Source organism: Pseudomonas sp. P4_B3 (assembly GCF_056402295.1).
On record NZ_JBFUHR010000019.1, the window covers coordinates 76,103 to 101,530 of the forward strand.

The 25,428-nt window shown below is 60.7% G+C and carries 16 protein-coding genes; 6 read left to right on the forward strand and 10 right to left on the reverse strand.

Annotation, left to right across the window (positions count from 1 at the left end):
- Together treS and AC1DWG_RS21570 are read right to left on the reverse strand one after the other, a co-directional pair.
- Positions 1-3,342 carry a maltose alpha-D-glucosyltransferase gene (treS, locus tag AC1DWG_RS21565; protein WP_477764162.1) on the reverse strand — a complete coding sequence of 1,114 codons (3,342 nt, stop codon included), beginning with the start codon at positions 3,340-3,342 and terminating at the stop codon, positions 1-3.
- 139 nt (positions 3,343-3,481) lie between these two features.
- Complete coding sequence (locus tag AC1DWG_RS21570) at positions 3,482-5,479, reverse strand: alpha-1,4-glucan--maltose-1-phosphate maltosyltransferase (protein WP_477764161.1); 1,998 nt, start codon at positions 5,477-5,479, stop codon at positions 3,482-3,484.
- 547 nt (positions 5,480-6,026) lie between these two features.
- On the opposite strand from AC1DWG_RS21570, the gene AC1DWG_RS21575 reads away from it, so the two are divergent.
- The 3 genes from AC1DWG_RS21575 (at position 6,027) to mapR (ending at position 9,488) form a co-directional block, all read left to right on the forward strand.
- Positions 6,027-6,263 carry a hypothetical protein gene (locus AC1DWG_RS21575; protein WP_477764160.1) on the forward strand — a complete coding sequence of 79 codons (237 nt, stop codon included), beginning with the start codon at positions 6,027-6,029 and terminating at the stop codon, positions 6,261-6,263.
- Positions 6,264-6,521: 258 nt separating this feature from the next.
- On the forward strand, positions 6,522-7,934 hold the full coding sequence (gene ccoG, locus AC1DWG_RS21580; RefSeq protein ID WP_477764159.1) for a cytochrome c oxidase accessory protein CcoG: 1,413 nt from the start codon (positions 6,522-6,524) through the stop codon (positions 7,932-7,934).
- Positions 7,935-8,078: 144 nt separating this feature from the next.
- On the forward strand, positions 8,079-9,488 hold the full coding sequence (gene mapR, locus AC1DWG_RS21585; protein WP_477764158.1) for a GntR family transcriptional regulator MpaR: 1,410 nt from the start codon (positions 8,079-8,081) through the stop codon (positions 9,486-9,488).
- A 152-nt stretch (positions 9,489-9,640) separates the two neighbouring features.
- Here the strand turns inward: mapR and AC1DWG_RS21590 are convergent, their stop codons facing one another.
- The 8 genes from AC1DWG_RS21590 to AC1DWG_RS21625 form a co-directional block, all read right to left on the reverse strand.
- Complete coding sequence (locus AC1DWG_RS21590) at positions 9,641-10,387, reverse strand: SDR family oxidoreductase (protein ID WP_477764157.1); 747 nt, start codon at positions 10,385-10,387, stop codon at positions 9,641-9,643.
- 85 nt (positions 10,388-10,472) lie between these two features.
- Complete coding sequence (locus tag AC1DWG_RS21595; protein WP_477788328.1) at positions 10,473-12,590, reverse strand: putative bifunctional diguanylate cyclase/phosphodiesterase; 2,118 nt, start codon at positions 12,588-12,590, stop codon at positions 10,473-10,475.
- A 312-nt stretch (positions 12,591-12,902) separates the two neighbouring features.
- On the reverse strand, positions 12,903-14,384 hold the full coding sequence (locus AC1DWG_RS21600; protein ID WP_477788329.1) for an efflux transporter outer membrane subunit: 1,482 nt from the start codon (positions 14,382-14,384) through the stop codon (positions 12,903-12,905).
- On the reverse strand, positions 14,381-17,488 hold the full coding sequence (locus AC1DWG_RS21605) for an efflux RND transporter permease subunit (protein ID WP_477764154.1): 3,108 nt from the start codon (positions 17,486-17,488) through the stop codon (positions 14,381-14,383). The genes AC1DWG_RS21600 and AC1DWG_RS21605 overlap by 4 nt, the downstream gene beginning before the upstream one ends.
- The gene (locus tag AC1DWG_RS21610; RefSeq protein ID WP_477764153.1) at positions 17,485-20,589 is read right to left on the reverse strand and encodes an MdtB/MuxB family multidrug efflux RND transporter permease subunit; all 3,105 of its coding nucleotides are present in this window, start codon (positions 20,587-20,589) and stop codon (positions 17,485-17,487) included. The genes AC1DWG_RS21605 and AC1DWG_RS21610 overlap by 4 nt, the downstream gene beginning before the upstream one ends.
- The gene (locus tag AC1DWG_RS21615) at positions 20,586-21,902 is read right to left on the reverse strand and encodes an MdtA/MuxA family multidrug efflux RND transporter periplasmic adaptor subunit (protein WP_477788330.1); all 1,317 of its coding nucleotides are present in this window, start codon (positions 21,900-21,902) and stop codon (positions 20,586-20,588) included. Before AC1DWG_RS21615 ends, AC1DWG_RS21610 begins: the two co-directional genes overlap by 4 nt.
- 177 nt (positions 21,903-22,079) lie before the next feature.
- Positions 22,080-22,580: a thiol peroxidase gene (gene tpx, locus AC1DWG_RS21620; protein WP_477754059.1), complete on the reverse strand. Its 501-nt coding sequence runs from the start codon at positions 22,578-22,580 to the stop codon at positions 22,080-22,082.
- Between the two features lie 235 nt (positions 22,581-22,815).
- Positions 22,816-23,259 (reverse strand): SRPBCC family protein, encoded by a 444-nt coding sequence (locus AC1DWG_RS21625; RefSeq protein ID WP_477764151.1) that lies wholly within the window; start codon positions 23,257-23,259, stop codon positions 22,816-22,818.
- A 178-nt stretch (positions 23,260-23,437) separates the two neighbouring features.
- On the opposite strand from AC1DWG_RS21625, the gene AC1DWG_RS21630 reads away from it, so the two are divergent.
- The 3 genes from AC1DWG_RS21630 (at position 23,438) to AC1DWG_RS21640 (ending at position 25,411) form a co-directional block, all read left to right on the forward strand.
- Positions 23,438-23,863: a YciI family protein gene (locus AC1DWG_RS21630; RefSeq protein ID WP_477788331.1), complete on the forward strand. Its 426-nt coding sequence runs from the start codon at positions 23,438-23,440 to the stop codon at positions 23,861-23,863.
- Between the two features lie 189 nt (positions 23,864-24,052).
- Entirely contained in the window at positions 24,053-24,205 is a 153-nt protein-coding gene (locus AC1DWG_RS21635; protein WP_477788332.1) for a hypothetical protein, read from the forward strand.
- Positions 24,206-24,382: 177 nt separating this feature from the next.
- A complete protein-coding gene (locus AC1DWG_RS21640; protein ID WP_477764148.1) occupies positions 24,383-25,411 on the forward strand; it encodes an HAD family hydrolase in 1,029 nt (342 codons plus the stop codon).
- Positions 25,412-25,428 lie beyond the last annotated feature (17 nt).

Here is a 25,428-nt window from a genome sequence, read left to right on the forward strand (position 1 = left end):
CTACTCTCCACCAAGATCGGAAAAGGGTTTAAGCCCACTCAATAATCCATATAAACCGTGCAACGGCACGGGCAACCAGGTGGGGCGATTTTCCGCCTCATAGGCCACTTCATACGCCGCCTTCTCCAGACCGAACAACGCCAGCGCGGCATCCTCGCCTTCTGGATCTTGCCATGCATGGGCAAGACTAGCTGCCGCCAGCCGATAAGCGTCGACAAATGCTTGCCGCGCCTCGCTCAAATAGCGATCGGTGACCCGCAAGCGCGCAGCATCGGCCGCCGCGGTGTTGTCGACGCTCTGCACATTGATCGCCATCGCCGCCGCATAGTCGAAGGAACGCAGCACGCCGCTGACATCCTTGTACGGGCTGTGTTTGCCCCGTCGGTCATGCAATGGCCGGGCCGGTTCGCCTTCGAAGTCGATCAGGTAGGCATCGCCCTTGATCACCAACACCTGCCCCAAATGCAGGTCGCCGTGCACACGAATGCGCAAGCCGCCCGCGGTCTTCTTGCCCAGTGCCTGTACATGGCCGAGGATGGCTTTCCTATTGTCCAGCAAACGGCTGACCAGGGTCTGGTCCGCCGTATTCAGTTGATTTTTATGCTGCTTGAGCAAGTTCAACGCGTCATCGATTTGCGCCGCGACATCCCTGGCCGAAGCCAGCGCCTCCTTCTGCGTGGTGACCTGGGGCAAGAAGTCCGGATTGGCACTCGGCGCCGCCAGCACCTGATGCATTTCCCCCAGGCGCTGACCGAGCATAGCGGCGAAATCTTTCAGTTCGCCGAGCGCGTTGTAGTGTTGTTCCTGCTCGGACACGGCGTCGGCCAGCTCATCGCGCAGCGCCCGTTCGAGGTTGTTCTGCGTCCACTCCCAGGCGTCGCCCTGGTTACTCAGATAGCCTTGGGCGATCATCAGCAGGTTGTCTTCACCCGCCCCGTCCCGGCGCACCACCGCACCCAGCAATGGCGAAATATTGCTGAACCCGGCTTCGGTCAGGAACGCGCTCATTTCCAGCTCCGGGTGCACACCGCAGGCAACCTTGCGGATCAGCTTCAGCACCAGGCTGTTGCCGATCACCACCGAGCTGTTGGACTGCTCGGCCGACAGGTATCGCACCGGGGACTCGGCATTGAGGCCGAGTTTTTCAAGTTCGGCGGTGGACTCGAAGCGAATGTCGCCATCACTGGATGCCAACACGGTGCCGGCCTGAATGCCCTGTAATACGGCATGCACAAAGGAGTCCAGGCTGAAGGCATCGGTGATCAGGCCGACCTGGCGCCCACGCCGTACCCGCGACAACGCCAACTGCTGGGGCAACGGAGTACCGACCTGATCCTCGGAAATAAAGCCGAATGGCAACTGGTAGCGGCTGCGCTGGCCTCCACTGGTGACATTGATCTCACTGAACAGCACCGGATGCTGCGGATCGCCGAAACGCACGCCATAGGCCAGATCGACCTGTTCAATGGCGGCGTCCTTGCCGGCGAACCAGCGGCGATTCTGCAACCAGCTCGGCAGGATGCTTTGCTCCAGCGTGGTGCGTGACGGCGCTTCGAGCAGCTCTTCCATGCGTTTTTTCAGCACCAGCGTGGTGAAGTCCGGCAGGCTTTGTGCGGGCTCCACGTGCCAGCTCGGCATCTGGTTTTCCGCGGCGAGGCCGAACCAGTAAAAGCCGTAGGGCGCCAGCGTCAGGAGGAAATTCAGCTGGCCAATGGGCGGGAACGCGTTACCCCCGAGCATTTCCACCGGCACCATGCCGACGTAGGCCGACAAATCCAGCTCGGCGGCCTGGGCACTGCGCGACACATTGGCCACGCACAGAATGACTTCGTGCTTGCCATCCACCCCGGTGTATTCACGGGTGTAGGCCAGAATCCGCCGGTTGCTGGGCGACAGCATTTTCAACGTACCGCGCCCGAAGGCCTTGGACTGCTTGCGCACGGCAAGCATGCGCCGGGTCCAGTTCAACAGCGAATGCGGATCGCCGGCCTGGGTTTCGACGTTCACCGACAGGTAGCCATATTGCGGGTCCATGATCGGCGGCAGCACCAGGCTGGCCGGGTCGGCGCGGGAGAAACCGCCATTGCGGTCGATGGACCATTGCATCGGCGTGCGTACGCCGTCGCGGTCACCGAGGTAGATGTTGTCGCCCATGCCGATTTCATCGCCGTAGTACAGGGTCGGCGTGCCGGGCATCGACAGTAGCAGGCTGTTGAGCAGCTCGACCCGACGGCGGTCGCGCTCAACCAAAGGCGCCAGACGGCGGCGAATGCCCAGATTGATCCGTGCGCGGCGGTCGGCAGCGTAGTAATTCCACAGGTAGTCGCGCTCCTTGTCGGTGACCATCTCCAGGGTCAGCTCATCGTGGTTGCGCAGGAAGATTGCCCATTGGCAGTTGGCGGGAATGTCCGGGGTCTGGCGCAGAATGTCGGTAATCGGGAAGCGATCTTCCTGGGCCAGCGCCATGTACATGCGCGGCATCAACGGGAAGTGAAAGGCCATGTGGCATTCGTCGCCGTTCAGGCCTTTTTTATCGGTGTCGCCGAAGTACAGCTGTGTGTCCTCCGGCCATTGATTGGCCTCGGCCAGCAGCATGCGGTCGGGGTAGTTGGCGTCGATTTCGGCGCGGATCTTTTTCAGGACGTCGTGGGTTTCCGGCAGGTTCTCGTTGTTGGTGCCGTCGCGTTCGATCAGGTAGGGAATGGCGTCCAGGCGCAAGCCGTCGATGCCCATGTCGAGCCAGTAACGCATCACCGACAGCACTGCTTTCATCACTTGCGGGTTATCGAAGTTCAGGTCCGGCTGGTGGGAATAGAAACGGTGCCAGAAGTATTGGCCGGCCACCGGGTCCCAGGTCCAGTTGGACTTTTCGGTGTCGAGGAAAATGATGCGGGTGCCGTCGTATTTCTGATCGTCATCGGACCACACGTAGAAGTCCCGGGCAGCCGAACCTTTTTTGGCCTTGCGTGCGCGCTGGAACCACGGGTGCTGGTCGGAGGTGTGGTTGATGACCAGCTCGGTGATCACCCGCAGGCCGCGTTTGTGCGCCTCGGCAATGAAACGCCGGGCATCGGCCATGGTGCCGTAGTCACTGTGTACGCCGCGATACTCGGCGATGTCATAACCGTCGTCGCGCCGTGGCGAGGGATAGAACGGCAACAACCAGATGGTGTTGACCCCAAGGTCGGCGATGTAGTCGAGCTTGGCGATGAGGCCGGGAAAATCGCCGATCCCGTCGTTGTTGGAGTCGAAATACGATTTGACATGAACTTGATAGATCACCGCGTCCTTGTACCAGAGCGGGTCCTTGATGAACGTGGCTGCCTTGGGTTTCTTCGCCATGTGAAACTCCTGGAATTCATTAAGGCCGCTCTCAAAACGCCCCCTGTAGAAGCTGCCGAAGGCTGCGATCTTTTGATCTTCGCTGTAAAGCAAAAGATCGCAGCCTTCGGCAGCTCCTACAGGGTGGTTTGCGGCGCATTCAAGCAGTGGTAATCCTCCAAATCCCGAACGGCTGATACGCCGGATCGATCCGCATCAATTGCTGCTTGCCGTACCAGGTCCAGCGATGGCCATTCATCAGGTCTTCGCCGTGAGTGCTGGCGTCATCGGGCAGGCCCATTTCCCACAAGGGCAACTCAAAGCTCGCTTCCTGCACGTTGTGCGGATCGAGGTTGACCGCCACCAGAATGAAATTGCTGCCGTCAAAGCTGCGTTTGCCGAAGTACAGGATATTGTCGTTCCACGCGTTGTAGACCTTCAGCCCCAGATGCGTGTGCAGCGCCGGGTTCTGTCGGCGAATGCGGTTGAGCTGGGCGATCTCGGCAATGATGTTGCCCGGCGCGTTGAAGTTCCTGGGGCGGATCTCGTACTTCTCGGAGTCAAGGTACTCCTCCTTGCCCGGCACCGGCGCCGACTCGCACAACTCGAAACCCGAATACATGCCCCACAAGCCTGAGCCCATGGTCGCCAACACGGCACGGATGAGGAACCCGGGACGCCCGGATTCGTGGAGGAACGCCGGGTTGATGTCCGGTGTATTGACGAAAAAATTCGGCCGGTAGCATTCGCGCCATGGCGATTCGTTGAGTTCCGTGAAGTAGCTCGCCAGTTCGGCCTTGGTGTTGCGCCAGGTGAAATAGGTGTAGCTCTGGGAATAACCGACCTTACCCAGGCGCGCCATCATTGCCGGGGTGGTGAAGGCTTCGGCGAGGAAGATCACCTCGGGGTACAACGCCCGTACATCGGCGATCAGCCATTGCCAGAACGGCAAAGGCTTGGTGTGCGGGTTATCGACGCGGAAGATCTTCACACCCTCCTCGACCCAGCCCACCACGACGTCGCGCAGTTCCAGCCACAGGCTCGGAATCGCCTCGGGGGCATAGAAGTCGACGTTGACGATGTCCTGGTATTTCTTCGGTGGGTTCTCGGCATATTTGATCGTGCCGTCCGGCCGCCAGTTGAACCAGCCGGGGTGTTGCTTGAGCCAAGGGTGGTCCTGGGAACACTGGATGGCAAAGTCGAGGGCGATTTCCAGACCATGGGCCGCGGCGGCCGCCACCAGTCGCCGGAAGTCTTCGCGGGTACCCAACTGCGAGTGAATCGTCTCGTGGCCGCCCTCCTCGCTACCAATCGCATAGGGACTGCCCGGATCATCGGGGCCCGCCGTCAGGGAGTTGTTCGGGCCTTTGCGGTAGCTGCGCCCGATCGGGTGGATCGGCGGGAAATACAGCACATCGAAGCCCATGTCCTGAATCATCGCCAGCCGTGAATGCACGTCATTGAAGGTGCCATGACGCGCCGGACTGTCGGTGATCGAACGCGGGAACAATTCATACCAACTGGCGAACTGCGCCAGTTCGCGCTCCACATCCAGCGGGTACTCCGGGCTCAGGCTCAGGTAAGCACGATGATCGACGCGGGCCATGAGGTCGGCACTACGCTGGTGCAAAAACAGCGCGACCTGCTCGGCTTCGAGCAGTCCTGACAGTTCATGGTGCAAGGCCGCCAGTTGCTCGCTGAGTTGCCCTTCGCTGCGTTCGGCGGCTTGTTGTACATGAATCCGCCCTTCCTGCAATTCCAGGCTGACGGGCACCGCCGCCGCATGCTTCTTTTCCAGCTCATAGCAAAAACTGGCGAACTGATCGATCCAGGCTTCGATACAGAACAGATAACGGCCCTGGCTGTGGACCCGGAACTGCCCTTGCCAACCGTTGTTGCCCAGATCGTTCATGACCGCGCTTTGCCAGACGTCCTCGTCCTCGGCCCGCCAGCGCACGCGAACCCCCAGCTTGTCATGCCCGTCGGCGAAGACCTTGGCCGTCACCACCACATCCTGCCCCTCCACGGCCTTGACCGCGAACTGCCCGCCTTCAAGGGTCGGCATGATGTTTTCCATGACGATACGCGGCAGCAACAACGCCTGCGACAGCGGCATGTGCGGGTTGTAGCTCAATTCAGTCGGTTTTTCAGCCGTCATCGAGCCTCTCTCCTGACGCCCCATGGACGCGTTTGTGTCTGGTCGCCATCCCGCTGGACTGTCCGCCCCGGAATGCACTCACTTAGGTTCCGAGCGACAGTCGCCGGGAAAGTTTCATCAACAATTTGCGCAATCAAGTCCTTCGCGCTGCGACCCACCCACTAGTCCACCAACTAAAGCACGACTCACGCCATGTGCCACCTGAGGTTTGAACAATGAACAATCCACTCCTGGCACGATCCCACCGCCAAGGGAAGAACCACCAACGACGATGCCGCCGGTGATTGTGGATCCGTAATGAAAACAGTTGATCGCTCCTGCGTCGAAAGCAGGGAATATCATAAAAAATGAATGACTCTTCCCAAGAACGCGTAGTACCGATCCTAAAGCGCCAATTCTGCCCGCCCGACACTTTACGAAACGCACATCCCACGCCTTATATGGCCGTCACTCTGTCAGCCTTGAGCGTGGCCAGCCATGAAAACGTTTTTTTCCAGCGTCAGCGAATTCACAGACAACGCTAGCGCACAGCACCACGCGCTCAACCGTGAACGACCAACCGACGGCTGGCCTCCCTTTGAAAATATTCAACTACGAATTTCTTTGCTTCGAAGCCGAACGCAACCCCTCAGAACCATCAACCAGAAGCTCGATCATCAGGGATCTGGAGAATCATCTGCTGCACGGTGATATTGACTACAGCCAGCACGAACTCTCGCAAACCCCGAGCAATGAGCAGGAATCAGGTTGTGAAAAAACCTCCGCTGACAGGGTGAGTCCCTGACAGGCAGGCACGGTGGATGAACGCCGGCACTTGAAAGCCACCGACAGTGGTTCGGTGATTTGACTGAGCTAGCACAGTAGCTGCCGCCACTGTTTGGGTCAGACCCTTGGGCCCAGCTGCGGCGGGTGCTTCAAGTTGTCGCAGGCCGTGCGCCCAGCACCATCTGATCTGCTTTTTAATGCAATACCTGAGTCTGTTATGCAAACAGATCGCCGCTCATAGTGCTCATGCCTGATGGAGGCTGATGAGCGAAAGACCATGAGCGAGAGAATCCCCGTCCGAACCGTAGAAACATTCGAGCCTTCGCGTCCAAAGATGAAGGCCAAATCCAGCGACAACCACATCCACACCCGCAGCTTCACCGGGTTGTTCCGCAACCTGCGCATCAGCGGTGCGGGTTTTCTGTTTTTGCTGTTTTTCGGCACCGTGTGGTTGAACTGGGGTGGCCGCCAGGCGGTGCTCTGGGATCTTTCCGAAAGCAAATTCCATATCTTCGGTGCGACCTTCTGGCCGCAGGACTTCATCCTGCTGTCGGCGCTGTTGATCATTGCCGCCTTCGGCCTGTTTGCGATCACCGTGTTCGCGGGACGGGTCTGGTGCGGCTACACCTGCCCGCAAAGTTCGTGGACCTGGATCTTCATGTGGTGCGAGAAGATCACCGAGGGCGAGCGCAACCAGCGGATCAAGTTGCAAGCCGCGCCGTGGGGCCTGAACAAGCTGATGCGTCGCGCGGCCAAGCACACCTTGTGGCTGGCCATCAGCCTGCTGACCGGCCTGACGTTCGTCGGCTATTTCACGCCGATCCGGCCGTTGGCCGAAGAGCTGCTGACCTTCCAGATGAGCGGCGTCAGCCTGTTCTGGGTGCTGTTTTTTACCGGCGCCACCTACATCAATGCCGGTTGGCTGCGTGAAGCGGTGTGCATGCACATGTGCCCCTATGCGCGGTTCCAGAGCGTGATGTTCGACAAGGACACCCTGACCATTTCCTACGACGTGGCCCGAGGCGAAAACCGTGGCCCGCGCAAACGCGAGGTCAAACCCGCCGAGGTCGGCCTGGGCGATTGCATCGATTGCCAGCTCTGCGTGCAGGTCTGCCCGACCGGCATCGACATTCGCGATGGCTTGCAGATGGAATGCATCGGTTGCGCCGCCTGCATCGACGCCTGCGATTCGATCATGGACAAGATGGGCTACGCCCCAGGATTGATCAGCTATACATCCGAACATCAGTTGCAGGGTGGCAAGACGCACCTGTTGCGTCCGCGCCTGATCGGCTACACCGCCGTGCTGCTGGTGATGATTGCCGCCCTGGTGGTGGCGCTGGTGGAACGGCCGATGGTGTCGCTCGACGTCAGCAAGGACCGGGGCCTGTTCCGCGAGAACAGCCAGGGGCAGATCGAAAACATCTACAGTCTGAAGGTGATCAACAAAACCCAGCAGCGTCAGGACTATCAATTGCGCCTGGTCGATGCCGATGATTTCGAGTTGCGGGGCAAGACCGGGTTGAGCCTGGCGCCGGGCGAGATTGTCGATGTGCCGGTGTCGGTGGCGATGCTCTCGCAGCGTCCGGCCAGCAGCTCACAGAGCATCGGCTTCAAGGTGGTCGACAACGATGAGCCCGACGTCTACAGCGTGGCGAAGAGCCGGTTTGTGGCGCCGATGAATCGCTGAGCCTTTAAGATGCAGAGTTTTAAAGATCGCAGCCTTCGGCAGCTCCTGCGCACGCAAGCCGATCCATTGTAGGAGCCGCCGAAGGCTACGATCTTGGCGGTACGACCGTCCCCTTTCTCCAAATGACACCCAACCGGGCTTTTGATGAAACGCTACGAAAAATTCGCCGACGACATCGCAGAACTGATCCGCTCCGGCGTCCTCGGCCCGGGCCAGCGTGTACCGTCAGTGCGCTACGCCAGCCAGACCTACGGCGTCAGCCCGTCGACGGTGTTCCAGGCCTACTACCTGCTGGAACGTCGCGGGCTGATCCGCGCTCGCCCGCGTTCCGGTTACTTCGTCAACGCTCATGCAACCCGGCCGTTTTCCGAACCGGTGATCAGCAATCAGGTCAACGAATCCACGGAAGTCGACGTCAGCGAACTGGTGTTCTCGGTGCTCGACTCCATCAAAGACCCGAACACTGTGCCCTTCGGCTCGGCGTTCCCCAGCCCGACGCTGTTTCCCCTGCAACGCTTGTCACGCTCCCTGGCCAGCGCCAGCCGCGAGATGGACCCGCGCATGGTGGTCACCGACATGTCGCCGGGCAACCCGCAGCTGCGCCGGCAAATCGCCCTGCGCTACATGGTCGGCGGGCTGATGCTGCCCATGGAAGAATTGCTGATCACCAACGGCGCGCTGGAAGCCCTCAACCTGTGCCTGCAAGCGGTGACCCAACCCGGCGATCTGGTGGCCATCGAAGCCCCGGCGTTCTACGCCTGCCTGCAAGTGCTCGAACGCCTGAAGCTCAAAGCCGTGGAAATCCCCGTGCACCCGCGCGACGGCATCGACCTCGGTGTGCTCGAGCAAACCCTGGAGCGCCATCCGATCAAGGCCTGCTGGTGCATGACCAGCTTCCAGAACCCCATGGGCGCGACTGTGCCCGAGGCAAAGAAGCAGCAGCTTGTGGAATTGTTGCGCCGCCACCAGGTGCCGCTGATCGAAGACGATGTCTACGCCGAACTGTATTACGGCCAACAAGCACCGAAACCGGCCAAGGCCTTTGATACCGAAGGCCTGGTGATGCACTGCGGCTCGTTCGCCAAGAGCCTGGCCCCCGGCTACCGCATCGGCTGGGTCGCCGCCGGGCGCTATGCGCAGAAAATCGAACGACTGAAACTCATGACCTCGCTGTGCGCATCAATGCCAGCGCAGGCGGCTATCGCCGATTACCTGCAGCACGGCGGCTACGACCGGCACCTGCGTAAATTGCGCCACGCGCTGGAAGACCAGCAAAGCGCCATGCTCGCCGCCATCGCCCGCTATTTCCCCGCGCAAACGCGGGTCAGCCAACCGGCAGGCGGGTACTTTTTGTGGCTGGAATTACCGGAGCAGATGGATTCGTTGAAGTTGTTTCAGATGGCGTTGGCACAGGGGATCAGCATTGCACCGGGGCCGATCTTTTCGCCGGCGCAGCGGTTCAGGAATTGTATTCGGTTGAATTATGGCAGCCCGTGGGACGAGGCTGCGGAGAAGGCGATGGAGACGTTGGGGCGGATTGTGCGGTCGTTCTGATGGTTGGATGTCGCCTGCTCTATCGCCTTCGCGAGCAGGCTCGCTCCCACAAGGGTTTATCCGTGTACACAATATCTGTGAACACTGGAATTCCACTGTGGGAGCGAGCCTGCTCGCGATGAGGCCTTATTCAACAACACAAAACTGAAGCGTTAACGCCCACCACCAAGATCAACAAAAGTCCCCGTCGCATAAGAAGCCTTGTCCGACAGCAACCAGACAATCGCCTCCGCCACCTCATCCGGACGCCCGCCCCGGGCCATCGGAATCGCCGATTCCAGTTTGCTGACCCGGTCCGGATCGCCGCTCAGGGCATGGAAATCGGTGTAGATGAAGCCAGGCCGCACGGCATTGACCCGAATCCCCTCGCCCGCCACTTCCTTGGACAGACCGATGGTGAAGGTGTCCAGCGCACCTTTGGAGGCGGCGTAGTCGACGTACTCGTTGGGCGATCCCAGGCGCGAGGCGACCGACGAAACGTTGACGATGCTCCCGCCCTGCCCGCCGTGCCTGGGCGACATGCGCAGGATCGCGTGCTTGGCGCAGAGGATCGGCGCCAAGACGTTGGTTTTCATGATTTTGAGAATGCGGAACTCGGACATCTCGTCGACCCGGGACTTTTGCCCGACGGTGCCGGCGTTGTTCACCAGCGCGGTGACCCGGCCCAGTTCGCTGTCTACCCGATTGAACAGCGCGATGACTTCGTCTTCGATGCTGACGTCGGCCCGCACCGCAATGGCTTGTGCACCGAGGGTGCGGACTTGCTCGAGCACGCCGAGTGCAGCCTGTTCGTCGGCCTGGTAGTTGATGCAGATCCGATAGCCCTGCGCGGCGGCCAACAGCGCGGTGGCGGCACCAATGCCGCGGCTACCGCCGGTGATGACGATGACTTTGTCCATGCGAGCTTTCCCCCAATCAAAGCTTAAGCGGTCGGGGGCTAGAATAACCGCCATTGACGGTTTTTGCATGGATTCACGTCAGCTGTCATGTCATCGACATTTCGCGCTCTGAACTGGCTTTCAACTGCTCGACCAATTGCTCCCCGCGATGGATTTCCACCATGAAGCCTGCGGCCGGCAACGGATGCCCCAGCAGGTACCCCTGCAACGAATCGCAACCGAGTTGAGTCAGGAAGTCCTGCTGCACACCCGTCTCCACACCTTCGGCGACGATGCGCAACCCCAGCGCCTGGCCGAGGGCGACGATGGCCGAAACGATGGCGGCGTCATCGCTGTCGTGCTCCAGGTCGCGGACAAAACCGCGGTCGATCTTCAGTTCGTTGGCCGGCAGGCGCTTGAGGTACATCAAGCTCGAATAGCCGGTACCAAAATCGTCGATGGACAGGTCGACGCCCATTTCCGACAGTTCCTGAAGCACCGTCATGCTCGCATCGGCATCGCTCATGGCGGTGGTTTCGGTGATTTCCAGGGTCAGGCTGTTGGCCGGCAGATGGTGTGTCGCCAGCGCTTTGGCGACGCTCTGGACCAGCCCGGAATGACAGAACTGGATGGCCGAAAGGTTCACCGCGATGCGCCAATCGGTGTAGCCCGACACGTACCACTCGCGCATCTGCCGGCAGGCTTCGTTGAGTACCCACTCGCCAATCGGGATGATCAGGCCGGTTTTTTCCGCCATTTCGATGAATTTGTCCGGCAACAGCATCCCTTGCGTCGGGTGCTCCCAGCGCAACAACGCCTCGGCGCCCACCGGACGGCCATTGGCGGCGTCGAACTTGGGCTGGTAATACAGGCTGAATTCCTGTTGTTCCACGGCATTGCGCAAGTCCTGCAGCAATTGCAGCTGTTTGCGGGCGTTGCTGTTCATCGAGGCATCGAAAAAACTGTAGCCGTTTTTACCCGCGCCCTTGGCGTGATACATCGCCGCGTCGGCGTTCATCAGCAACTCCTGGGCGGACTGCCCATTACCCGGGTAGAGCGCAATGCCGACGCTGGCGGAAATGTGCAAATCATGTTCGGCAACCCGGAACGCCCGCGCGATCAACCCGACCTGACGGGCCGCCAGGCTCAAGGCGTCGTTCTGTTCGCTCAATTGCACCAGCAACACGAACTCGTCGCCGCCGATGCGCGCCAAGGTGTCCTGGCTACGCAAGTCTTCGCGCAGGCGCAAGGCCACTTCGCGCAACAGCAAATCACCCATATGGTGACCAAAGGCATCGTTGACCGGTTTGAAGCCGTCCAGATCGATGAACATCAGGGCAAAGCAGCCACCCTCTTCCCGGACCCACGACATGGCCTGATCGATACGATCAGCGAGCAACATCCGGTTCGGCAACCCGGTGAGGGTGTCATGCAGGGCCAGTTGGGTCAGTTCACGGTTGGCCTCGGTCAGCGACTCGGCCAGGCTCGCGGTGCGGGCCTCCAGGCGCGCATCGAGGATCGAGGTCAGCAAAGCGATGCTCAGCACCGCCAGCGTGGTGACCAGTACCAGGTTGTCCAGGCCCTTGCCGCTCAGGCCATTGACCGCCGCCCCGCAAAAGCTGCCATCGGCAAAGCGTGCGGCGGCCATGCCGGTGTAGTGCATGCCGACGATGGCGATACCCATGATCACGGCGGCACCACCACGGATCAGACGGACATAAGGCGTGTGCTGGCGCAGGCGGAAAGCAATCCACAATGCCGCGCCCGAAGCACCGACAGCGATCATCAGCGAGGTGCCGAACAGCGTCGGGTCGTAGTCGATGCCCGGTTGCATGCGCATGGCGGCCATGCCGGTGTAGTGCATCGCGCTGATGCCGGCGCCCATGACCAACGCGCCAAAGGCCAGTTGCCAGGCCGGCAATTGCGGCTGGCTGACCAGCCACAGCGCAAAACCGCTGGAGAGCACGCCAATCAGCAGCGACAACAGGGTGATGGTGCCGTCGTACCCCAGGTCGATCGGCAACTTGAACGCGAGCATGCCGATAAAGTGCATCGACCAGATGCCGATGCCCATGGCAATGGCCCCGCCCGCGGTCCACAAATGCACGGCGCGGCCTTTGGCAGTGGCAATGCGTCCGGTCAGGTCGAGTGCGGTGTATGAGGCGAGAATCGCGACACAGAGCGAAATGATGACCAGGGTGGGGGAATAGCTACCGATGAGCATGGGGACTTCTCGCGCATGCCCCCGTCAATGGTATTGATTCTCGCTGGGGGGCAAATGCGGCGATTGTACTGATTCCAAATGAGAACGCACTCACAAAATGAGCAAAGGGCCATCAGTCCGATGAAACGCTTGTTTTAAGGTTTTACATTAACTCGCATCGGGCGCAAAAATCTGTAGAAGCTGCGGTGCGGCGATCCGACTTGCCAGCGAAGAGGCCATCAGGTCCAGCATTGTTGTCGCCTGACACACGGCTTTCGCTGGCAAGTCGGATCGCCGCACCGCAGCTCCTCCAGGGATTGCAGCGTTCGACCGTTATTGGCTATCGCTCACCTGAAGCTGTCCATCCCAGCCACCTCCCAACGCGGCAATCAACTGCACGCTGGCTATCAAGCGGCTTTGCAGCAGGTCCAGGTTACTGCGCTCATTGCTCAGCGCCGCCGCCTGGGTCACCACCACATCGATGTAGGCAATCAAACCGGCCTTGTACTGGTTCTGGGTCAAGCGTAGCGATTCACGAGCGGCGTCCAGTGCCTGTTGGCGCACGACGGCTTCGTCTTCAAGCACCTTGAGCTGCACCAGGAAGTTTTCCACCTCGCGGAATCCGTCCAGCACGGTCTGGCGGTACTTGGCCACCGTTTCGTCATAGGCCGCTTCACTGCGATCGACTTCCGCCGAGCGCTGGCCGCCGTCGAACAGGGTCATGGCCAATTGCGGTCCGACCGACCAGAAGCGGTTCGGCAGGCTGATCCAGTTGGAATAGGTGCTGCTGCTATAACCGCCGTTCATGTTCAGTGTCAGATCGGGGTAATAGGCGGCCTTGGCCACACCGATGTTGGCGTTGGCGGCCATCACCGAACGCTCGGCGGCAGCAATGTCCGGGCGCCGCTCCAGTAACTGCGAAGGCAGCGCCGACGGTACTTGCGGCAACGGCGGAATGTCCTGGCTTTCCGCCAGGCTGAACTGCGCCGGTGGCAAGCCGATCAGCACGGCAATGGCGTTCTCGAACTGGGCGCGTTGCCAGATCAGGTCGATCATATCGGCTTCGGTGCCCTTGAGCTGCGTCTGAGCCTGGGCCACGGCGTCCTTGCCGGATACGCCTGCGCGGTACTGGTTCTCGGTCATTTTCAGCGAACGCTGATAAGCCTCAACCGTGTCCTGGAGCAAGCGCTTCTGACCATCGATCACGCGCAATTGCAGGTAATTCTGCACCAGCTCCGACTGTTGACTCAGGCGCATCGCGGCCAAATCGGCAAAGCTGGCCTGGGCATTCGCGGTGTCGGCTTCCAGGCCCCGGCGCAGCTTGCCCCAGACATCCGCTTCCCAACTGACGCCCGCCTGGGCCGAGTACGTGTCGCGAATACCGCTGGACGAACTGCTCAGGCTGGAGTTGCTGCTGCCGGTGCCCTGGCTTGAGCGGTTCTTGCTGACGTTCAGGTCGACCGTCGGGAAAAACGCCCCGCGTGCGCTGCGCACCAACGCCTGGGCCTGCCGGTACTGGGCTTCGGACTGGGCGACGGTCTGGTTGGAGCTGTTGAGCTTTTCGACCAGGTCGTTGAGCTGCCGGTCACCATACAACTCCCACCACGCACCACGCGCCAAGGCATCGCTCGGATTGGCCTGACGCCAGCCCTCTGCGGCCTTGTACTGCGCCGGCTCCGCGGTTTGCGGGCGCTGGTAATCCGGGCCGACGGCGCAGGCACTGAGCATCGCCACGCACAGTGACAGGCTCAACACACGCGAGCCTCGGGCTGTGATCAGCGGTGCAGCCAGGTTGAAAAGCGAACGTTCAGTCATAGCGGAGTTTCCAGAGCAGCATCGGTACGCACCCCACGCCATTTATTGAAGCGATGGCGCAGTTTGTCGAGATAGAGGTAAACCACCGGGGTGGTGTAAAGCGTCAGCACCTGGCTGAAGATCAGCCCGCCGATGATGGTCAGGCCCAGTGGCTGGCGCATTTCCGCCCCTTCGGCACGGCTCAGCAGCAACGGCAAGGCACCGAGGATCGCCGCCAGGGTGGTCATCAGAATAGGTCGCAAACGTTGCAGGCAGGCACTGCGAATCGATTCCAGCGGTGCCATGCCCTGGTGTCGTTCCAGTTGCAACGCCAGGTCGATCATCAGAATGGCGTTTTTCTTCACCACGCCGATCAGCAGAAACAGCCCCAGCAACGAAATCAGGCTGAACTCGCCGCCCAACGCATAGATCGACAGCAACGCGCCAACCCCGGCCGACGGCAGCGTGGACAGGATGGTCAGCGGATGAATGTAGCTTTCGTACAACACGCCGAGCACCAGATACACCGCCACCAGCGCGCCGAGAATCATGAACGGCTGGCTTTTTTGCGTGGCGGCAAAGGCGTCGGCGGTGCCGGCCATTTTCACGATCACGTCTTCCGGCAGGCCGACCTTGGCAATCGCCCGCTCGATGGCGGCACTGCCCTGCTCCACGGTCACGCCTTCGGCCATGTCGAAGGCAATGCTTTCCGAAGCGAACTGGCCTTCGTGGCTGACCCGGTCGTTTTCCAGGCTGTTTTCGTAATGGGCAATGGTCGACAGCGGGATCCGCGCGCCGTCAGCGGTGATCACCTGGACCTGCTTGAGAGTGATCGGGTCCTGGGCGTATTTCGGATTGACCTCCATCACCACCTGATACTGGTTGAGGCTGTCGTAGATGGTCGAAATCTGTCGCTGACTGTAGGCGTTGTTCAGCACCGCCGTGACCATATCCATGTCGACACCCAGGCGCTTGGCCTGGTCGCGGTCGACGATCAGCGTCACCTGCCGGGCGCCCCGGCCTTCCCGCGCATCGATCGCCGTCAGTTCCGGCAAGGCCCGGAGCGCAGTGACGACTTTCGGATACCACTCGCGCAACGCCCCCAGATCCCCGCTTTGCAAGATGTACGAGTATTGCGAACTGGTCTGTTCGCGGCCGCCACCGAATTGCAGGTCCTGGTCGGCCATGAGCATCAGTTGTGCGCCGGGGACCTTGGGCATTTCCTTGCGCAGGCGTTCGATGACTTTCTGTGCGGAAATGTTGCGTTCCTTGATCGGCTTCAGGCGCACCAGCATGAAGGCGTTGTTGGTGCCGTTGGAACCGCCAATGAACCCGGCGACGCTTTCTACGGCCTCGTCCTTCAACACCGCCCGGCGGAAAATCTCCATCTTCGGCTGCATCACACTGAACGAGAGGCCGTCGTCGCCGCGCACGAAACCGATCAGCTGGCCGGTATCCTGCTGCGGCATAAATGTTTTAGGAACAACCACATACAACGCGATGTTCACACCAATTGTCACGAATAGACTGAGCAACGTCAGGCGCTTGTGGCGCAGCACCCAGTCGAGGCTGGTCGCGTATTTGCCGACCATCCAGTCGTTGGCCCGTCGGCTCCAGCGTTGCAGGCGGTTCTCCTGCCCCGGCGTATGCGGCTTGAGCCATCGGGCGCAGAGCATCGGGGTCAGGGTCAACGACACCAGCAGCGAGACCACGATGGCCGCCGCCAGGGTGATGGCGAATTCGCGGAACAGGCTCTCGATGATCCCGCCCATGAACAGGATCGACAGGAACACCGCCACCAGCGACACGTTCATCGACAACAAGGTGAAGCCGACTTCCTGGGCACCGAGGTACGCGGCCCGCATCGGCCGCACGCCTTCGTCGATGTGCCGGGAAATGTTCTCCAGCACCACGATGGCATCGTCCACCACCAGCCCGGTGGCCAGGATCAGCGCCATCAGCGACAGGTTGTTCAGCGAAAAACCGTAGAGGTACATCACGGCAAAGGTGCCGACCAGCGACACCGGCACCGCCAGCGTCGGAATCAGCGAGGCGCGGAAGTTACCGAGGAACAGGAACACCACCAGAATCACCAGCGCCACGGCGATCAACAGGGTCATTTCCGCTTCGTGCAGCGTCGCCTTGATGACGGGCGAGCGGTCCATGGCCAGGTTCAGCTTGACGCTGGCCGGCAACACCGCCTGCAATGCCGGCAGTTGCGCCTTGATCTCGTTAACCGTCTCGATGATGTTGGCGCCGGCCTGCCGGTTGATCACCAGCAGCACCGCCGCGTCGTTGTTGAAGAAACCGCTGTTGTAGCGGTCCTCGACGCCATCGCTGACTTTCGCCACATCCTTCAGGCGCAGGGCCGCGCCGCCGTTGTAGTGGATGATCAGCGACTCGTAGTCCTTGGCCTTTTCCAACTGGTCGTTGGCCTGGACCTGCCACAGCCGTTGATCGTCTTCCACCGAGCCCTTGGGCCGGCGCACGTTGGCATTGGCGATGGTGTTGCGCACATCGTCCAGGGCCACGCCGTACTGGTTGAGCGACTGCGGTTCGAGCTCGATACGTACCGCCGGCAGGGAACTGCCGCCGATCTGCACCTCGCCGACGCCCTGCACCTGGGACAGGCTCTGGGACAGGATCGTCGAGGCCAGGTCATAGAGCTGGCCTTTTTCCAGCACATCCGAGGTCAGCGACAGCACCATGATCGGTGCCTGGGACGGGTTGACCTTCTTGTAGGTCGGCATGCTGCGCATCCCGCTCGGCAGCAGGTTGCGCGAGGCATTGATGGCCGCCTGCACTTCCCGCGCCGCGCCGTTGATGTCGCGGTCGAGGTCGAATTGCAGAATCACCCGGGTCGATCCCTGGCTGGACCGGCTGCTCATGGTGTTGACCCCGGCAATGGCGCCGAAAGAGCGTTCCAGCGGCGTGGCCACGGTCGATGCCATCACCTCGGGGCTGGCCCCGGGCAGACTGGCCTGGACCACGATCACCGGAAAGTCCATTTGCGGCAGCGGCGACACGGGCAGCAAACCGAAGCTCACGCCACCCAGCAGCATGATCGCCAGGCTCAGCAACATGGTCGCGACCGGGCGCTTGATGAAAGGTCCCGAAAGGTTCATGGCTGCTCTACCGCTTCCACGGACTCAGGCTTGCGACCCCAGCGCCGACCGAGACGGTCGAAGTACAGGTAGATCACCGGTGTGGTGAACAGGGTCAGAACCTGGCTCAGCAGCAATCCGCCAACCATCACCAGACCCAGCGGCTGACGCAGTTCCGCGCCGGAACCGGTGGCCAGCATCAACGGCACGGCACCGAACAAAGCGGCCAGGGTGGTCATCAGGATCGGCCGGAAACGCAGCAACGCCGCCTGATAGATCGCCGTTTGCGGGTCCATGCCCTGATTGCGTTCGGCGTCGAGGGCGAAGTCGATCATCATGATTGCGTTCTTTTTCACGATGCCGATCAGCAGAATGATGCCGATGATCGCGATCATGCCCAGGTCATTGCCACTCAGGATCAACGCCAGCAACGCACCCACCGCCGCCGACGGCAAGGTCGAAAGAATGGTGATCGGGTGGATGTAGCTCTCGTAGAGCACGCCCAGCACGATGTACATGGTCACCACCGCCGCCAGAATCAGCAGCAAAGTGCTCGACAACGAAGCCTGGAAAGCCTCCGCCGCGCCCTGGAACTGGGTCTGCACGCCAATCGGCATGCCAATGTCCTTCTGCACCTGCTCGATGATCTCTACCGCATGCCCCAGCGCCACGCCGGGCGCCAGGTTGAAGGACATCATCACCGCCGGGAACTGGCCGATATGGGTGATCGCCAGTTGCGCCTGGCGCTCCTCGATATGCGCCAGGCTGGACAGGCGGACCTGACCGCCATCGGTGGTCTTGACGTGAATCTGGTTCAACGCATCCGGGCCGATCTTCTCGCCGGCCTGCGATTGCAGCACCACGCGGTACTGACTGGCCTGGGTGTAGATCGTGGAAATCTGCCGCTGACCAAAGGCGTCATACAGCGCATCGGTGATGTTCGACACCGACACCCCGACCCGCGACGCCGCATCGCGGTCGATCACCAGGTAGACCTGCAAGCCCTTGTCCTGCAAATCGCTGGCGACGTCGGTCAACTCCGGCCGGTCGGCCAAGGCCTCCACCAGACGCCCGCTCCACAGGCTCAGCAACTCCGAATCCGGCGACGACATGCTGAACTGGTACTGCGTGCGGCTGACCCGGTCTTCGATGGTCAGGTCCTGCACCGGCTGCATGAACAGGCGGATGCCGACCAGTTTGTCCAGCTCCGGTTGCAGGCGGGCAATCACTTGCGTGGCGCTCAGGTCGCGGTTGTGGTGCGACTTGAGGTTGATCAGCAACCGACCGCTGTTGAGGGTCGAGTTGTCACCATCCACGCCAATGTAGGAGGACAGACTCTCGACCGCCGGGTCGGCCAGGATCACCTTGGCCAGTTCCTGCTGGCGCTCGCTCATCGCCGCGAAGGAAATCGATTGCGGCGCTTCGGATATGCCCTGGATGACGCCGGTGTCCTGCACCGGGAAGAAACCCTTGGGCACCACCATGTACAGGAAAACCGTCAGTGCCAAAGTGCCAATCGCCACCATCAAGGTCAGCGGCTGGTGCTTGAGCACCCACTGCAACTTGCGTCCGTAAGCGGCGATCATCCAGTCGATGAACGCACCGCTGGCACGGTAGAAACGGCCCTGCTCTGCTTCCTTGGGTTCGCGCTTGAGCAACCGCGCGCACATCATCGGCGTCAGGGTCAGGGAAACCACCAGGGAAATCAGGATCGCCACCGCCAGGGTGATGGCGAACTCGCGGAATAGCCGCCCGACCACATCCGCCATGAACAGCAGCGGGATCAGCACGGCGATCAGCGACAACGTCAGGGAGATCAGGGTGAAACCGATCTGTTTGGCGCCCTTGAGCGCCGCGTTCAGCGGGCTGTCGCCCTCCTCGATGAAGCGCGCAATGTTCTCCAGCATGACGATCGCATCGTCCACCACGAAACCGGTGGCGATGGTCAGGGCCATCAGGGTCAGGTTGTTGACCGAGAACCCCGCCAGGTACATCACGCCGAACGTACCGATCAGCGACAGCGGCACGGCCACCGACGGAATGATCGTGGCGCTGGCGCGACGCAGGAACAGAAAGGTCACCATGACCACCAGGGCGATGGCGATCAGCAATTCGTGCTGCACGTCCTTGACCGAGGCGCGGATGGTCTGGGTGCGGTCGGTCAGCACCACCACGTCGAGGCCGGCCGGCAGGTTGTCGGTGATGCTCGGCAACAGGGCCTTGATCCGGTCCACCACCTCGATGACGTTGGCGCCGGGCTGACGCTGGATGTTCAGCAGCACGGCCTGGTTCTCGTTGGCCCAAGCGGCCAGACGCTCGTTCTCGGCGCCGTCGACGATTTCCGCCACGTCCTTGAGTCGCAACGGTGCGCCGTTGGCGTAGGCCAGAATCAGATTGGCGTAGTCCTTGGGCGACGTCAGTTGATCGTTGGCATCGAGCATCGAGACCCGGGTCGGGCCGTCGAAGTTACCCTTGGGCTGGTTGACGTTGGAGGCGCCGATCAGGGTGCGCACATCCGACAGGTTCAGGCCGTTGGCCGCCAGGGCCTCGGGGTTGACCTTGATCCGCACGGCCTGGCGCTGGCCACCGGCAATGCTGACCATGCCGACGCCGCTGATCTGGGCAATCTTCTGTGCCATGCGCGTATCGACCAGATCGTTGAGCTTGGGCAACAGCATGGTCTTGGATGTGATGGCCAGAGTCAGCACCGGCGTGTCGGCCGGGTTGACCTTGTTGTACACCGGCGGTGCCGGCAGGTCCTTGGGCAGCAAGTTGGTCGCGGCGTTGATCGCCGCCTGAACTTGTTGCTCGGCCACGTCCATGTTGATGTCGAGGCTGAACCGCAGGGTCAGCACCGACGCCCCGCCGGAACTGGTGGAGGCCATTTGCGTCAGGCCGGGCATCTGCCCGAACTGCCGCTCAAGTGGCGCAGTCACTGCGCTGGTCATGACATCCGGGCTGGCGCCGGGATACAGGGTCATGACGCGAATGGTCGGGTAATCGACCTGGGGCAGCGCCGACACCGGCAGCAGCCGATAGGCGATGACGCCGGCCAGGATAATGGCCAGCATGCTCAGCGTGGTGGCTACCGGGCGTAGGATGAACAGCCGCGAGAGATTCATGCGCCGTCCTTTTTCGCCTTGTCAGTGGTCGCAGGCTCAGCCGCGTCGGCCGCCGACTTGCCTTGCAGGTGTTCGGTTGGCGTGGTCGGCACGTCCTGGCGGTCGTTGACCACCTCCACGTCGCTGCCGTCCTTCAGGCGGTCAGTGCCTTCCAATACGACCCGATCGCCCGCCGACAGGCCTTCGGTGACCACAGTGTTCAGGCCGTCACTGGCGCCGACTTTCAACTGACGGATCTTGACCTTCTTGTCACCGTCCAGGACATAGGCGAACGTGCCGTTGGTGCCGAACTGGATCGCGGCGGAAGGCGCCAGTACGACGTCCTTGAGGGTGTCGGCCAGCAGGCGCACATTGACGAACTGATTGGGGAACAGCGACTGATCGCGGTTCTCGTAACGGGCCTTGAATTTCAGGGTGCCGGTGGTGACGTCGATCTGGTTGTCCAGGCTCTGCAGCACGCCCGTGGCTTGCAGTTTGGTATCACCGCGGTCCCAGGCTTCAGCCGGCAGTTTGGCGCCGCTGCGATAACGGGCGAGCACGGTGTCGAGGCTGTTTTCCGGCAGGGTGAAGGCCACGCTGATCGGTTGGGTCTGGGTGATGATCGCCAATGCAGTGGTGTCGTTGGCCGCGACCAGGTTACCGACGTCCAGTTGACGCAGGCCGACGCGACCAGTGATCGGTGCGCGGATCCGGGTGAATTCGAGGTTGAGCTTGGCGTCGTTGACCGCCGCCTGATTGGTCTTGACGGTGCCCTGGAACTGACCGACCAGCGCTTCGGCGGTGTCCAGGGTCTGCTTGGCAATACTGTCTTCGCGGTACAGGCCGCGATAACGCTCGACATCGACCTGGGCGTTTTTCAGCTGCGCCTGATTCTGCAGCAAGGTGCCTTCGGCCTGGAGCAAGGCGTTCTGGTACGGGCGCGGATCGATTTCGGCCAGCAGGTCGCCGGCCTTGACCATCTGCCCTTCTTCGAAATAGATCTTGACCAGCTCACCGCCGACGCGGCTGCGGACATTGATGGTGTTCAGCGCCGTGACCGTGCCCAGCGCCTTGAAGTACAGAGGGAAATCACCAGTGACTGCCGGCGCCACTCGCACCGGTACCGGCCCGGACGCCCCGCCGAATCCAGGTCGCATTCCGCCTGACCTGCCGGTATGCCCCGCGACGGCTTTCTGCCCCGCAGCCTCTTTGGTTGCAGCGCTGCCGGGCCAGAATTTCCAGCACAGGGCGGCGATGACCAACAGGACAAGCAGGCCGAACAGCCAGCGACGAGGACTATGGGAAGCGGAGGATTGCATTGAGTGATCAACCATTGGGCGCGTGGGCTTTTTTACATGAGGCTGAACGATAAGCACTGGCGGGTTTTAAGCAAAGCGCCTTTACCGGCAATTTACCTTTGGCTTACGTAACAGGAGTTTTGTGTAAGACACTGAAGCACAAATGAAAACGGCCTGGACAGAGCCAGGCCGTTAAACATTCTAAAGCCAGACTTATTTCAGAACAGCAAGTGCCGCTTCGTAGTTCGGCTCGTCAGCGATTTCGCCAACCAGTTCGCTGTGCAGCACGTTGTCGTTTTCGTCCAGAACCACAACGGCACGAGCGGTCAGGCCTTTGAGCGGGCCGTCGGCGATGGCCACGCCGTAGTTCTGGATGAACTCGGCACCGCGCAGGGTCGACAGGTTCTGTACGTTTTCCAGGCCTTCGGCGCCGCAGAAGCGGGCTTGGGCGAACGGCAGGTCAGCGGAGATGCACAGTACGACAGTGTTGGCCACGTCGCTGGCCTTGGCGTTGAACTGGCGCACGGAAGTGGCGCACGTCGGGGTATCAATGCTTGGGAAGATGTTCAGTACTTTGCGCTTGCCGGCAAAGTCTTTCAGGGTGACGTCGGACAGATTGCCGGCAACCAGGGAAAAGGCTGGCGCCTTGGAACCGGCTTGTGGCAGTTGGCCGTTGACTTGAACCGGGTTGCCTTTAAGAGTGACTTGAGCCATGAACGGAGTCCTTCTGAACGTTGTGGTGGAGAATTTTGACGAGGCCGAAGTTAACCACGAAATTGTCCTACGACCTATGGTCAAACATAAATTGTCATGTATCAGCGTACAAAACTGGATACAAACCTTACCCCCGTGGGAGCGAGCCTGCTCGCGATAGCGCTATGTCATTCAACATCGCTGGTGACTGATCTGACGCCATCGCGAGCAGGCTCGCTCCCACAAGATCACGGCGCTACTTAAGCAATTGCAGCATGTTCCGATGTCGCGCCTCGAAAATCCGCCGCATATAGGAATTCACAAGCAGCGCTTCCACCAGCGCACCGCCAATCGCCGAATACGTCACCCGGTCGGTGTATAGCGTACCGCCCTCTCCCGCCTCGACCCGATGTTCATGACGAAAGGCACGCATCGGTCCCTTGAGCATCTCGTCGATGAAATACATTTCACCGACTTCACGGATCACTACCGTCCAGCTCGACGGAATCACATTGAACATCCAGTGGCGAAAGCGGAATTGCCGCCCGGCTTCAATCCGCAGGTCATTCAGATTGATATCGCCTAGCGGGGTAATGCGCTCAGGGAAAATCTTCGGAAAGTTGACCCCTTCCAGGCAGAAGTCGAGGACCTGTCCGGGCGTGCGGCCGGGGATGAGTGTAGTGAGTTCCAGAATTGCCATACGGGACACATTCCTTTGATCGTTGGACAGGCTCGCCAGAAATACGGTGTAGCGAAATGGCGGTCGAAAAGAAACCTGCCAAAGTGTCTTCTACAACAATTTTGTCGAGGGGCTGTCGATTTGCACTACAGCCATTCGACCATTTAGCGAGTCACTCAATAACAACGGAGAATACACCATGCGATTCATGATCATCATCAAGGCCAGCGCCGATTCCGAAGCCGGCGTGATGCCCAGCCAGGAACTGCTGACTGCCATGGGCAACTACAACGAAGAACTGGTCAAGGCCGGCATCATGCTCGCAGGCGAAGGCCTGCACCCCAGCAGCAAAGGCACCCGCGTAAAGTTTTCGGGGGAGCAACGCTCCGTCATCGACGGCCCCTTCATCGAAACCAAGGAACTGATCGCCGGCTTCTGGTTGTGGAAAGTGAAGTCCAAAGAAGAAGCCATCGAGTGGGTCAAGCGCTGCCCCAACCCGATGCCGGGCACCGAAGCCGAGATCGAGATTCGCCAGGTGTTCGAGGCTGAAGACTTTGGTGCCGAATTCACGCCGCAACTGCGTGCGCAGGAAGAACGGGTGTGGGAGCAGGCGAAGAAGAACTGAATCCCCTGGAGCGAGCTTGCTCGCGAAGGTGGCAGATCAGCCACCATCAGCGTTGAATGTAAATCCGCCATCGCGGGCAAGCCCGCCAAACTGGATCTGTGTGCGCCACCGGTCCCCTGTGGGAGCGACGGTGCGGCGATCCGACCTGCTCGCGATAGCAATAGCACATCCACCACAAAATTCGGCACCTTGCTCCTTTGCCTGATCGGAACAAGCACCCTCGCCGCCGAACCCGAACTGGGGGTCAGCGTCAGCCTGCAACCCGCCGATCCCGTCATGGTCGGCAGCCTGGTCGAACTGCAACTGGGTATCTGTGGACCCGACGCAGCCGTCGCAGCCTGACGGCCCGCGCCTGCAAACCTTCCTGCGGGCCTGTTACGGCCGTGAACCGGACAAAGATCAAGCGCTGCGCCAAACCAGGGAATCCTTGTCTACGCTGCATAGTCAGGCCGGGCGCAACAGAGAATCAGTCACTTGTGCACTGCATCCGCCCAACCCCGTTCACGAGAAGGATTTCCCATGACGAATTCGATATCGTTGCGCCATCACTGCGCATTCAGCTTCCTGCTGACCCTGGCTTTGAGCCTGCCGTTACTGGTCCAGGCGGCCGAGCCGCTACCCTCCTGGAACGATGGCCCGTCGAAAAAGCAGATCATCGAGTTCGTGCAGACGGTCACCGATCAAAACAACAAGGACTTCGTCAAGCCCGAGGACCGAATTGCCGTGTTCGATAACGACGGCACCTTGTGGAGCGAGCAGCCGATGTACTTCGAGTTATTGTTCGCCCTCGAGGAAGTCAAACGCACCGCATCGCAGCACCCGGAATGGAAAACCACCCAGCCCTTCCAGGCGGTGCTGGAAAACGATCACAAGGCCCTGGCCGCCAGTGGCCTTGAGGGCATGATGAAAATTTTCGGTGCCACCCACACCGGGATGACCACCGAAGCCTTCGATGACTACGCCAAGACCTGGCTGAGCCAGGCCCGCCATCCGAAAACCGGCAAGCCGTACACCGAGATGATCTTCCAGCCGATGCTGGAGATGCTCGACTACCTGCGCGGCAAAGACTTCAAGACCTACGTCGTGTCCGGCGGCGACACCGGGTTCATGCGCGCCTTCGCCGAGAAGGTCTATGGCATCCCGCCAGAACAGGTCATTGGCACCACCTTTGTCACTGCCTATCAATTCAAGGACGGCCAGGCGTCTATCCTGCGCACGCCAAAACTGGCCCACAACGACGATGGCCCGGGCAAACCGGAAAGCATCGACGCCGTGATCGGACGCCGGCCAATCCTCGCCTTTGGCAACTCCGACGGTGACTTGCAAATGCTCCAGTGGACCGCCGCCGGTCCCGGTAAACGCTTCATGGGCCTGGTGCATCACACCGACGCCAAACGCGAATGGGCTTACGACCGGCAATCGCAGATCGGTCGTCTGGACAAGGCTCTGGACGAAGCAAACAAACGTCGCTGGACGGTCGTCGACATGGCGTCCGATTGGCGTCGGATCTATCCGTTCGATGCCTCCACAGCCGAGCAAGTGCAATAAAAAGACGTGATGCAGGA

Bases quoted from the DNA above. Each gene is read 5' to 3' on its own strand.
- treS (WP_477764162.1), bottom strand. From the start codon at position 3,342: ATGGCGAAGAAACCCAAGGCAGCCACGTTCATCAAGGACCCGCTCTGG.
- AC1DWG_RS21570 (WP_477764161.1), bottom strand. From the start codon at position 5,479: ATGACGGCTGAAAAACCGACTGAATTGAGCTACAACCCGCACATGCCG.
- ccoG (WP_477764159.1), top strand. From the start codon at position 6,522: ATGAGCGAGAGAATCCCCGTCCGAACCGTAGAAACATTCGAGCCTTCG.
- mapR (WP_477764158.1), top strand. From the start codon at position 8,079: ATGAAACGCTACGAAAAATTCGCCGACGACATCGCAGAACTGATCCGC.
- AC1DWG_RS21590 (WP_477764157.1), bottom strand. From the start codon at position 10,387: ATGGACAAAGTCATCGTCATCACCGGCGGTAGCCGCGGCATTGGTGCC.
- AC1DWG_RS21595 (WP_477788328.1), bottom strand. From the start codon at position 12,590: ATGCTCATCGGTAGCTATTCCCCCACCCTGGTCATCATTTCGCTCTGT.
- AC1DWG_RS21600 (WP_477788329.1), bottom strand. From the start codon at position 14,384: ATGACTGAACGTTCGCTTTTCAACCTGGCTGCACCGCTGATCACAGCC.
- AC1DWG_RS21605 (WP_477764154.1), bottom strand. From the start codon at position 17,488: ATGAACCTTTCGGGACCTTTCATCAAGCGCCCGGTCGCGACCATGTTG.
- AC1DWG_RS21610 (WP_477764153.1), bottom strand. From the start codon at position 20,589: ATGAATCTCTCGCGGCTGTTCATCCTACGCCCGGTAGCCACCACGCTG.
- AC1DWG_RS21615 (WP_477788330.1), bottom strand. From the start codon at position 21,902: ATGGTTGATCACTCAATGCAATCCTCCGCTTCCCATAGTCCTCGTCGC.
- tpx (WP_477754059.1), bottom strand. From the start codon at position 22,580: ATGGCTCAAGTCACTCTTAAAGGCAACCCGGTTCAAGTCAACGGCCAA.
- AC1DWG_RS21625 (WP_477764151.1), bottom strand. From the start codon at position 23,259: ATGGCAATTCTGGAACTCACTACACTCATCCCCGGCCGCACGCCCGGA.
- AC1DWG_RS21630 (WP_477788331.1), top strand. From the start codon at position 23,438: ATGCGATTCATGATCATCATCAAGGCCAGCGCCGATTCCGAAGCCGGC.
- AC1DWG_RS21640 (WP_477764148.1), top strand. From the start codon at position 24,383: ATGACGAATTCGATATCGTTGCGCCATCACTGCGCATTCAGCTTCCTG.